Source organism: Corallococcus aberystwythensis, from assembly GCF_003612165.1.
Lineage (GTDB): Bacteria > Myxococcota > Myxococcia > Myxococcales > Myxococcaceae > Corallococcus > Corallococcus aberystwythensis.
Genome location: NZ_RAWK01000327.1, coordinates 1 through 9,742, shown reverse-complemented (window position 1 = coordinate 9,742; position 9,742 = coordinate 1). Strand labels below are relative to the sequence as shown.

At 68.7% G+C, this 9,742-nt stretch carries 11 protein-coding genes; 10 read left to right on the top strand and 1 reads right to left on the bottom strand.

The genetic code is table 11. The features are described from left to right. From D7W81_RS36150 to D7W81_RS36110, 10 genes are all read left to right on the top strand, one after another. Positions 1–633, top strand: a 633-nt coding sequence (locus D7W81_RS36150; protein ID WP_120559933.1) for a DUF3014 domain-containing protein, incomplete at its 5' end; no start/stop codon positions are given. Between the two features lie 149 nt (positions 634–782). Further along, positions 783–1,094 carry a hypothetical protein gene (locus tag D7W81_RS42125; RefSeq protein WP_147445751.1) on the top strand — a complete coding sequence of 104 codons (312 nt, stop codon included), beginning with the start codon at positions 783–785 and terminating at the stop codon, positions 1,092–1,094. Positions 1,095–1,228: 134 nt separating this feature from the next. After that, the gene (locus D7W81_RS36145; RefSeq protein ID WP_438503395.1) at positions 1,229–1,477 is read left to right on the top strand and encodes a DUF3014 domain-containing protein; all 249 of its coding nucleotides are present in this window, start codon (positions 1,229–1,231) and stop codon (positions 1,475–1,477) included. Positions 1,478–1,713: 236 nt separating this feature from the next. After that, entirely contained in the window at positions 1,714–2,448 is a 735-nt protein-coding gene (locus D7W81_RS36140; RefSeq protein ID WP_147445750.1) for a GNAT family N-acetyltransferase, read from the top strand. Then, entirely contained in the window at positions 2,445–3,167 is a 723-nt protein-coding gene (locus D7W81_RS36135; RefSeq protein ID WP_120559931.1) for an iron-containing redox enzyme family protein, read from the top strand. Before D7W81_RS36140 ends, D7W81_RS36135 begins: the two co-directional genes overlap by 4 nt. A 10-nt stretch (positions 3,168–3,177) precedes the next feature. Further along, on the top strand, positions 3,178–4,257 hold the full coding sequence (locus D7W81_RS36130; protein ID WP_120559930.1) for a DUF3419 family protein: 1,080 nt from the start codon (positions 3,178–3,180) through the stop codon (positions 4,255–4,257). Positions 4,258–4,270: 13 nt separating this feature from the next. Continuing rightward, entirely contained in the window at positions 4,271–5,155 is an 885-nt protein-coding gene (locus D7W81_RS36125) for an aspartyl/asparaginyl beta-hydroxylase domain-containing protein (RefSeq protein ID WP_120559929.1), read from the top strand. Beyond that, positions 5,133–6,266 carry a GNAT family N-acetyltransferase gene (locus D7W81_RS36120; RefSeq protein ID WP_120559928.1) on the top strand — a complete coding sequence of 378 codons (1,134 nt, stop codon included), beginning with the start codon at positions 5,133–5,135 and terminating at the stop codon, positions 6,264–6,266. The genes D7W81_RS36125 and D7W81_RS36120 overlap by 23 nt, the downstream gene beginning before the upstream one ends. 20 nt (positions 6,267–6,286) lie before the next feature. Then, positions 6,287–6,922 carry an FMN-binding negative transcriptional regulator gene (locus D7W81_RS36115; RefSeq protein ID WP_120559927.1) on the top strand — a complete coding sequence of 212 codons (636 nt, stop codon included), beginning with the start codon at positions 6,287–6,289 and terminating at the stop codon, positions 6,920–6,922. Between the two features lie 28 nt (positions 6,923–6,950). Continuing rightward, a complete protein-coding gene (locus D7W81_RS36110) occupies positions 6,951–8,363 on the top strand; it encodes an acyltransferase (RefSeq protein ID WP_120559926.1) in 1,413 nt (470 codons plus the stop codon). Here the strand turns inward: D7W81_RS36110 and D7W81_RS36105 are convergent. Beyond that, on the bottom strand, positions 8,347–9,525 hold the full coding sequence (locus D7W81_RS36105; RefSeq protein WP_158621763.1) for a GNAT family N-acetyltransferase: 1,179 nt from the start codon (positions 9,523–9,525) through the stop codon (positions 8,347–8,349). The two genes, D7W81_RS36110 and D7W81_RS36105, sit on opposite strands and share 17 nt — an antisense overlap. Positions 9,526–9,742 lie beyond the last annotated feature (217 nt).

Sequence of the window (9,742 nt, the reverse complement as noted above, 5' to 3'; positions counted from 1 at the left end):
CCCCCGGCCCCGCCGCCGCCCCCGGCGGTGCAGCTCTCCGGCACCGACCCTCGCGTGAGGGATTTTTTGAAGGGCCTCTCCAGCGACGCGGACTTCGCGCGCTGGCTGTCCGCCGAGGACCTGGTCCGCCGCTTCGCCGCCTCCGCGAACCTGATCGCCGAAGGCCAGAGCCCGCGCATGCCCCTGTCCTTCATGGCGCCCGCCGGGGCCTTCCGTGTGACGAAGCGACAAGGCCGCACGGTGACGGCGCGGGAAAGCCATACCCGCTACGACGGGGTGGCCCGCGTCATCTCCTCCCTGGACGCGAAGACCGCGGGGCAGGTGTATCAGGAGCTCAAGCCGCTCCTGGACGCCGCGCATGGGGAGTTGGCCCCGCCGGGCCGCAGCCTGGATGAAACCCTGTCCCAGGCCATCGGGCGTCTCACCCGGGTCCCCGTCCCGAAGGCGCCCGCGGAGCTCACGCCCAGGGGAGCACTCTTCGTGTACGCGGACCCGGACCTCGAAGCGCTGGGAGCGGCGGAGAAACACCTGCTGCGCATGGGCCCGGAGAACATGCGCAAGGTGCAGGCAAAGCTCACCGAACTGGCGGCCGCCCTGGGCCTTCCGTCACCCCAGCAGGCCCGTCAGCCGTAGCCCTGGACGTGCGGTGTCTTGCATTGGGGAGGTGAGCGCTCTACTCGCGCAGGTGTCTGGGATCGGACTGGGGGCAGTGGTCCCTCTTCGTTTGTGGCTTCACCATGCTTCACTTATCGTACTATCCCTCGCACACAAATGGAGGAGTCATGAGCAAGCTTGTGAAGTCCCTGCTGGCGGCCACTGCTGTCCTCTCACTCGTCCCTACCACCGCTTTCGCGCGGCCGCCGCCTTGCGAAGAGCAATGCCACCCCGACATCAACTGCGATGCCATCTGTCTGAACATCACCAACACCGTCATCACCTGTGGGAGCTATGGCCTCTGCCAGGGCCTCAACGCCGCGCCCTCCAGTGAGACAGCTTCGGTGATTCAGGACGAGGCCCAGCAGCCCCAGGGGGAGTCGCTGGTCTGCAACGATGCTTCGCAGCCCGAGGCACTGCCCGTCTCCGTCCAGGGCTGAGCCAGTCCCCACGTCGGGCCGGGGACTCACTCCCAGCCCGACGTGTCGTTTCGGGACCTTGCGTGCCGAATGACGTCTTGCGGGAGGATTTCTCGCGCCATGCCCGCCGTCTTCTTCTCCGCGCGCACCTCGGCCTGACGCCGCAGCCGCCGGCCCAGCGTGCGCAGAGTCCGCGCCTGCCCCTGTCATTCATGGCGCCCGCAGGCCCTTTCCTTGTGACGAAGCGTCACGGCCACACGGGGACGGCGCCGGGAAGCCATACCCGGTACGACGGAGTGGCCCGCGTCATCTCCTCCCTGGACGCGAAGGCCGCGGGGCAGGTGTATCAGGAACGCAAGCCGATCCTGGACGCCGCGCACGCGGAGCTGGCCCGCCGGCCGTAGCCCTCGGGCCTCACGGACGCGGGATGTCTTGCCTTGAATGAGCAAGCGCTCTACTCGCGGAGGAGGCTTGAGCCACGGCGGGATGTCTACCCCTGGCGCGCTTTACGCGACATGCCGATCCAGGCGACTGTTCTGTTGCAGGCGAGACACATCTCGCCGCATTCCTTGAACACGTATGCCTTTGCGTCGGCGCCCGCCGCCAGCGGCGGCATCGCGAAAGTCAGAGGGGCAAGTCCGTGGCTGATACAGGTGGTGGCGCATCCCGCGACGAGGAGCTCGCCTCCCGTCTGACGGCGATGGGCGTCCTGGAGACGCGGATGGCCCGGCTCGGCGCGGGCCAGACGCCAGTGATGATGGCGGGCCCCTTCTTCCACGCGACGACCCCCGCGGAAGTCGAGCGCGTGCGGCAGTTTCGCGACGCCCAGTACCGGGCGCGGCTGAGCTACCTGCTGAGCCCCGAGCAGCTCCAGCTCGACTGGCGGCTGGAGCTGGACGAGCGCAGCGCGCACTTCCACGCGAGCCGCGAGGGGCAGCTCATCGGCAGCCTGCGCATCACGCCCGGCCCCTTCGAATTCCAGGCGCTCGCCCCCTCCCTGGAGGCCGAGGCGTCGCGGTTCCAGGGCTACGCGGAGTTCAGCCGCCTGGTGGTGGATCCGGATGCACGCAGCCCCTCTGTCACGCCGCGCCTGCTGGTGGCGGCCTGCACCTGGGCGATGACGGAGGGCTACGTCGGCATCGTCGGCCTGTGCCGCCGGGCCGCGCGCACCGTGTTCGAACGCTACGGGTTGGCCGCCGCCTCGGAGGAGCCGCACCGCGTGCCCATGCGGGGCCCCCAGCCCTACACGCTGATGGCGGGCACCTGGCCGCAGCTCATCGCCGCGAGCACCCGGATGTCCGAACGACTCACCCGCCTCCGGCTGAATGACTCACCGGATGCCTTCTCCCGCTTGGTTGAGGTGGAACAGACATGACTGACACGACACAGGCATCCTCCGGCCTGGAGGCCCTGAAGCAGCGCCGTTCGCAGGTCTGGGACGAACTGCTGGCCCAATCCCGCTTCGTCCGCACCGTCCAGCAGGGAGAGGTCACCAAGGCGCTCTACGCGCTGTATCTCATCGAGACGTATCACTACACCCGTCACAACGCCCGCAACCAGGCGCTGGTGGGCGTGCGCTGTGACGACGACCGGCACTACCAGAAGTTCTGTTTCAACCACGCGGAGGAGGAAGTGGGCCACGAGCAGATGGCCCTGCACGACGTGGCCAGCATGGGCCTTCAGCCGGGGTTCCCCATCCCGCGCGCCCTGCCGGCAACAGAGACCCTCATCGCGTACCTGTATTGGATTTCGTACCAGGGCAATCCGTTGCAGCGCCTGGGGTACAGCTTCTGGGCGGAGAGCTGCTACGACTACATCCGGCCGCTGCTGGGCAAGGTGCAGAAGACGCTGGGGCTCACGCCCGCGCAGATGACCTTCTTCGTCGCGCACTCGGACATCGACGCGGAGCACTCGCAGGCGGTCGACGAGATGATCGCCAAGAAGTGCAAGACGCCCGAGGACTGGGAGGACGTGGCGCAGGTGATGGAGACCAGCCTGCGGCTGACCTGGCGGATGATGGACGACGTGGCGGACGCCTACGCCCAGCTCGCCGACGGGCGCAGCGAGCGGGCCGCCTTCCTCAAGGCGCTGTGAGCCCTCCGCCATGGCACAGGCCTACTTCCGTCACCTGAACTATTCGCTCGGCGACGAGGACTCCCGCGTCGAGCTGCACGCCCTTCCGGCGGACGCCCGTCACGTGGTGGCCGTCGCCGGCAGTGGAGGGCGCGTGGTGCCGCTGCTGGCCCGCGCGCCCCGCAAGGTGACGTGCGTGGACATCTCCGACACCCAGCTCGCGCTCACGGAGCTGCGCGTCGCCGCGCTCCGGCAGTTGAACCACACGGAGTACCTGGGGCTGCTGGGCTACGAGGCCATGTCCATCCAGCGCCGGCTGGAGCTCTTGTCCTCCCTGCCCCTCTCCGGGCCCGCGCGGACAGCCCTGGAGCCCGTGCGCCAGGCGGTCCAGGACGGCGAGCGCATCGTCTACCTGGGCCGCTTCGAAGGGATGCTGCGCACGCTGTCGCGCTTCGTTGGGCTGTTCACCGGCAAGCGTGGGCAGAGGATGTTCGACCAGCCGGACGTGGCGGGCCAGCGCACGTATCTGGACGCGGGGTTCCCCAAGGCGGCGTGGAAGCTGGTGCTCCTGTTGATGGGGAACTCGGCGGTGCTCAACTCGCTGCTCTACCGGGGGGACTTCCCGAAGAAGAACCGCCCCGAAAGCGCGTTCCGCATCTACTGGGACCTCTTCGACCGGCTCTTCCGCACGCTGCCGGTGCGCTCCAGCTTCTTCCTCCAGCTGGTCTTCTTCGGAGAGCTCCGCTACCCGGAGGGCTACCCCATCGAGTGCGACGCCGACGTCTTCCTGGCGGCGCAGCGGGCCGCGCGCAACGCCGACATCCAGTACGTCCGGGGCGACATCATCCAGCACGTCCAGGAGCAGCGGGACGTGGACTTCGTGTCGCTCTCCGACGTGCCCTCGTTCCTCCCGCCGGACCGCGAGCGCGACTTCCTGAACGCGATGAAGCCCGGCCTCACGCCGGAGGCCCTGGTCGTCACCCGGGGGCACCTGCGCGTCGCCTCACCGGAGGTGCAGGGCTACGACGTCGTCTCCGAGCGCTACAGCGACGCCATCGCCCAGGAGCGCACCCAGCTCTGGCGGATCCACTTCTATCAACGACGTTCTTGAGGAGCGCCGTCCCATGCATGCCGTGAAGCTGACGAAGACCTTCGACCCGGTGGCGCTGGAGGCGGCCTACCACGCCGTCCGCCGCCAGGTGGAAGCCCTGCCCGCCGGCTACCCCGGCGAGGGCCACCAGGGGTGGACCTCCATCTGCCTGCACTCCGCCACGTCGGGGGCGTCACCGGTGCTGGAGCAGGCCCCCTATCTGCGCGACCTGCTCTCCGGCCTGGGGTTGAAGCTGCGCCTGGCGCGCCTGCTGCGGCTGGAGCCCGGCGGCGTCATCCGCGAGCACCAGGACGCGTTTCTCTCCAAGCGCATCGTCCGGCTCCACATCCCCGTCGTCACGCATCCGGACGTGGAGTTCTACGTGGGCGGGCAGCGGTGTGTCTGGGGCGCGGGAGAGTTCTGGTACGGCGACTTCTCGCTGCCGCACCACGGGGTCAACAAGAGCGACGTGGCCCGCATCCACCTGGTGCTGGACGTGACGGCGGACGATGCGTTGCTCCACCTCTTCCCGCCCCAGCAGGTCCCGCCATCGCTCCAGGCCATGGGGAGCGAAGTCACAGAAGTGGAGTTGGATCCGCGCGTCATCGAGCGCTTCGCCTTCGACTTCACCCTCCCACAGGGCTTCAGCCTGCCGGGCACCGGCCTGTCGCCGCTGCCGTCCGAAGCCCGCGGCGGCATGCGCATGGTGGACAACGAGCTGTGCATCTTCGTGAACGAGCAGCCGATGCTGAAGGCCGTGCCGGTGTCGGAGGACACGGTGGACCTGCTCGGCATGGGGCCGGAGGCACGCCTGCGCTACACGTTCCGTGGCGAAGCGGTGCGGGATGTGACGCTCACCGTGGGAACGACCCCGGTGTACTCGTTCGACGTGCGCCATGGCTCCGGTCAGGCTCATTGAGCGGGCCCCGCCCGTGGGTGCGGAAGGCAGCGACAGCGCGCGGCTGGCGTCGAAGCTCGTCGGTCACTACGTCGAGCGCGGCACGGAGCCCTTCATCGGGAACACCCGCCACCGGATCCTGCTGGCGGAGGTGGATGGGCAGGTGACGCCGCTCATCGTGAACGACGGCGCGGACAGCGACTGCTACCTGACGTCGCCGTTCATCAATTACATCACCTACGCGGAGGAGTTCGCGGCCTCCGTGAAGGAGCCTGGGACGCGGCGGGCGCTCCTCGCGTTCATCCGGGCCGTGCGGGCCGTCATCCGTCCCCAGCACCTGGACCGGGTCGTCTACGTCAATCACTGGATGCTGGCCACGGGGCCGGAGCTTCGCTTCACCCCGGAGCAGCTTGAAAGGCTGACGGGGGCACTGCGCGAGCGCTTCCCGAAGCACGCCTTCGTCTTCAAGCGGGCCACCGCGGAGACAGCGGCGGCGGTGGCCCGGGAGTGCCCGGGCGCGGAGCTGCACGCCATCTTCAACCGTCAGATGTACGTGTGGCGGCACGAGGAGGGAAGGAAGCCGCCCCGCGAGTTCCGGCAGGACCGCAACCTGCTGAACCAGCACCGCGCGAACCTGCGCAGGCTCACGGCCGGCGAGCCGGGCGTCATCGACCGTCTGCGCGAGCTGTACCGGGCGCTCTACATCGACAAGTACTCCGACCATAACGCCTTCTTCACGGAGGCCTGGTTCGAGGAGGTGTTCCGGCAGGGGCTGCTGGAGGTCTACGGCATCGAGGTGGAGGGCCGCCTCGCCTACTTCGTCACCTGCTTCGTCGCGGGCGACGAGCTGATTGGTTCCGTGGTGGGCCACGACCCGGTGCTGTCGCGCAAGCACGGCCTGTACCGCGCCGGGATGAGCCACCTGATGCAGCTGGCGGAAGCGCGGGGCCTGCCGCTCAATCTCAGCTCGGGGTCCGGGCAGTTCAAGCAGAAGCGCGGAGCCACCCCGCTGACCGAGTACGAGCTGCTCTGCTTCTCTCACCTCCCCTGGCGTGCAAGGCTGTCCTGGTCGCTGCTCCGACGCATCTACAACGCGGTCGGCCCCAGGGTCTTCTCCGCCCTGAGCATCTGACCGCCCTCGTCGAGGACCGCATGCTCTACACGCCCCGCACCTTCCAGGAATCCGACCTCCCCGCGCTGCACGCGTTCATGAAGCAGCACAGCTTCAGCACGGTCATCTCGCACGGCTCCAGCACCCACGTCTCGCACGTGCCGCTGCTGCTGGTGCCCGGCCGGGGCGACAAGGGCACGCTGAGGGGACACCTGGCGCGCGCCAATCCGCACTGGAAGGACTTCGACGGCGAGCGGCCGGTGACCTGCGTCTTCCATGGTCCCCACGCCTACATCTCCCCCACCTGGTACAAGGTACGGCCCTCGGTGCCGACCTGGAACTACGCGGTGGTGCACGCGCTCGGACGGCCCCGGATCATCGACACGCCCGCGGAGCTGTCCGAACTGATCGACGCGACGCTCGCGGAGTACGAGCCCGCCCTGAATGCCCCCGGCCACGACACCCGCCTGTCCGCTGAGCAGCACGCGCGGATGCTGGAGCAGATCGTCGGCTTCGAGCTGCCCATCGAGGAGCTCCAGGGCAAGTTCAAGCTGGGCCAGAACCGCTCGGCGGAAGACCAGGCGGGAATGATGGAAGCGCTGTCGGGCCAGGGCGGCGAGGCGCTGGCCCTGCTCGAGCTGATGCGCGAGCGGTCCCGCACGCGCGAAAAACCCTGACGCAGTCCCTCTCTCCGGAGGCCCGAACATGGCACGGCAGCGCGTCCTCACCCCTTCCGAACCGCTGAAGCGGACGTGGGCGCTGAGCGCCGTGGACGTCGCGCTGAAGGACATGTTCGTGAGCTTCGCTGCGGTCTTCAGCGGTCGGATCGACACCGAGCGCTTCACCCAGGCCCTCCGCGCGACGCTGATCCGCTACCCGTTCTTCCACGGCACCTTGAGGCAGCAGGACGACGCGGTGCTCGTCATCTGCCACCACCCGCCCCGCCACGGGGTGCGTGAGGGCATGAGCCCCGTTGGCCTGGACATCGACGACGTCGACGCGCCCTTCCCCACGGGAGACCGGCGGGTCCTCTACGCGGGGGACTTCGTCTCCAGGCTGGCCCCCGGGAAGCCGCCGGTCCACGACGGGCACCGTCCCCTGTTGCATCTGAAGCTCACGCACTTCCGCGACGCCTCCGTGGTGGGCCTGAGCTGGAACCACGCGCTGACGGACCTGCACGGCATCTACGACTTCCTGCGCGCGGTCTCAGACGCCTACAGCGACCCGGGCCGTGCACCCGGCGAGCCCCCTGTGTTCGACCGGCGCGACATCTGGCGGCACCTGGGGGAGCCAGGAGAAGCGGCAGGTGGCCCGCCCACACGGGAGGGACGGCACGGCATCGTCCACATCTCACGCGCGAAGGCGGCGCTCGGCATCGCGCGCTACCTGAAGCAGGCCGTGACGGATGCCGTGCCCGTCTGCCTCTTCCTGGACGAGGACGGCGTCGACGGCATCAAGGCCCGGGCGTTGGCCGCCGGCACGAAGGTGTCCACGAACGACGTGGTCAACGCGACGCTGCTGAAGTTCTTCGGCGAGTGCACCCGCGCCCCGGGAGCGTCTCCCGACGTAGGGCTGTACTTTCCCATCGACGTGCGAGAGCTGCTGGGCGCACCGTCAGGGTCGGTGGCCAACTGCCTGGGGAATGCGTCCGCGATACTCCGGCGCGAGGACCTGTGGAGCTCGAGCGTCACCGAGCTGGCCGTGCGCAACCGCGCCGTGGTGTCTGCCTATGGCCGCACGCAGCTGCGGGACGACCTGCACTGGGCAGACTACTGGCGCCGCAACACGAGCCAGGGCAGCGTGTATCACCACTGGCTGCTCGGGCGGGACCGCGTCTACTCCTCCAACTGGACCAGTCAGGAGCTCGCGCGCGTGAGCTTCGACGGCGCGGCCTTTGTCACGCTGCTGCGGAGCTCGCAGCTCAACAAGTGGCTGCTGTTGCCGGCCTTCCACAGCACGGTGCTGCCGCGGATGGAGGACGGCCGGATGAAGCAGGTGGTGCGGGTGAGCGTCCGGCGCGAGCACTTCCGGACGCTGGCGCGGCACCTGGCGGACTGGCCCCACGTGCAGGAGGCCATCCGGCTGGACACCGGAGAACGGCTCAGAGCCGGCGTGTGACAGGCTGCTCCGCCAGCGCCGGATCCTGGAACAGCGGGACGTCCTCCTTGAAGACGTTCCGCTCCACGGGAGGCGCCGGCTTCATCAGGTTCTGGGTGAGCCAGCCCAGGCCCTGACGCTGCAGTGAGGAACGGTGCCAGATCCACGCCTGCACGTGGACGGGCTGCGCACCGACGCTCATCTTCGGTCCGGCCGTGGTCATGCCCATGTTGACGGCTTTGCAGCCGTGCTCGATGGCGTAGCGGACGACCTCGTACAGCAGCCTGAAGTAGACGCCCTCCTCCAGTGCGGCCTCGCGCGAAAAGCCGGTGCAGGAGAAGCGGAGCATGGGGCCGTCGAGGAACAGCAGCCCGAACCCGGCGATGCTGTCATCAGGGCGGCGGAGCAGCATGACCTTCGCCTCGGGCATGTCGCTGGCCGAGGCGAAGAAGCCCTCGGTGAGGACCAGCCGCCGGTACTGGGTGGCGCGGTCGTAGAGGGTCCGCCACAGCGCCGTCAGCTGGGGCGCGAGCTCCGCAAACTGCTCCACGACCTCCACGCGAAGCGAAGCCGTCTCCTTCATGCAGCCCGCAAGTCGCCCCCGGTAGCGGGCACGCATGTGGGCCTTGTATTCATTGAACGAGGTGAACGGCAGCGGGACGATGAACGCTGCGGGAAGCGGCGAGGGCACGAAGCCCAGGCGGCGGAGCACCTCCACGGCGCCGGGCGCGGCCTCGGATTCGATGTCCCGGATGACGACCAGCGATGCGCGCTGGCGTTCCGCCTCCGCTTGCGCCCAGCGCGCCATTGTCGTGATGGCGTCGGCGCTGCTCAGCGAGGAGCGCACGGGGAACCCCACTCCCGCCGGGTTCCCCACTTCGATGACGCCGTACTTCAGGAAGCGAGGCGCCGCGCCCCGCACCAGGTGGACGGCCTGCTGGATCCGTTCATTGCCCAGGTCCGCCCCGTCGATGGTGTTGCGATAGGTGGCCGCGACACCCACGGGCTGCCCTTGCCGGTCGCTCAACGTGACAGGCACCTGATGGAACCCCTCCATCTGGATGTGCTGGGCGCACTTGAGGAACCGCTGACTGAGATTGAAGTGGCCGTCCGGGATCCAGCAATCCCAATCACGCGCGCCGCCGTCCTGCCAGAACGCTCCGCCCGCTTCCCGGACCGTCACTCCGCCGGAGTCGTGCTCAACGGATGAAAGCCTTTCGGCACTGCTACCGCGCATGTCATTCCTCCGCGGACATCGGAGGCGGAACAGTGCCTTGCTGCCCCCTGGCGCGTGAAGGCTCCGGCGGGTTGCGGAAGCGCTGTCACAAAACCCAACCGTGATTCGGCGGCGATGTCAGGGGCTCCCCTCAGGATGCTCCACGTGTCTCATTCATCCCAGC

Bases quoted from the DNA above. Each gene is read 5' to 3' on its own strand.
- D7W81_RS36110 (WP_120559926.1), top strand. From the start codon at position 6,951: ATGGCACGGCAGCGCGTCCTCACCCCTTCCGAACCGCTGAAGCGGACG.
- D7W81_RS36130 (WP_120559930.1), top strand. From the start codon at position 3,178: ATGGCACAGGCCTACTTCCGTCACCTGAACTATTCGCTCGGCGACGAG.
- D7W81_RS36120 (WP_120559928.1), top strand. From the start codon at position 5,133: ATGGCTCCGGTCAGGCTCATTGAGCGGGCCCCGCCCGTGGGTGCGGAA.
- D7W81_RS36135 (WP_120559931.1), top strand. From the start codon at position 2,445: ATGACTGACACGACACAGGCATCCTCCGGCCTGGAGGCCCTGAAGCAG.
- D7W81_RS42125 (WP_147445751.1), top strand. From the start codon at position 783: ATGAGCAAGCTTGTGAAGTCCCTGCTGGCGGCCACTGCTGTCCTCTCA.
- D7W81_RS36125 (WP_120559929.1), top strand. From the start codon at position 4,271: ATGCATGCCGTGAAGCTGACGAAGACCTTCGACCCGGTGGCGCTGGAG.
- D7W81_RS36115 (WP_120559927.1), top strand. From the start codon at position 6,287: ATGCTCTACACGCCCCGCACCTTCCAGGAATCCGACCTCCCCGCGCTG.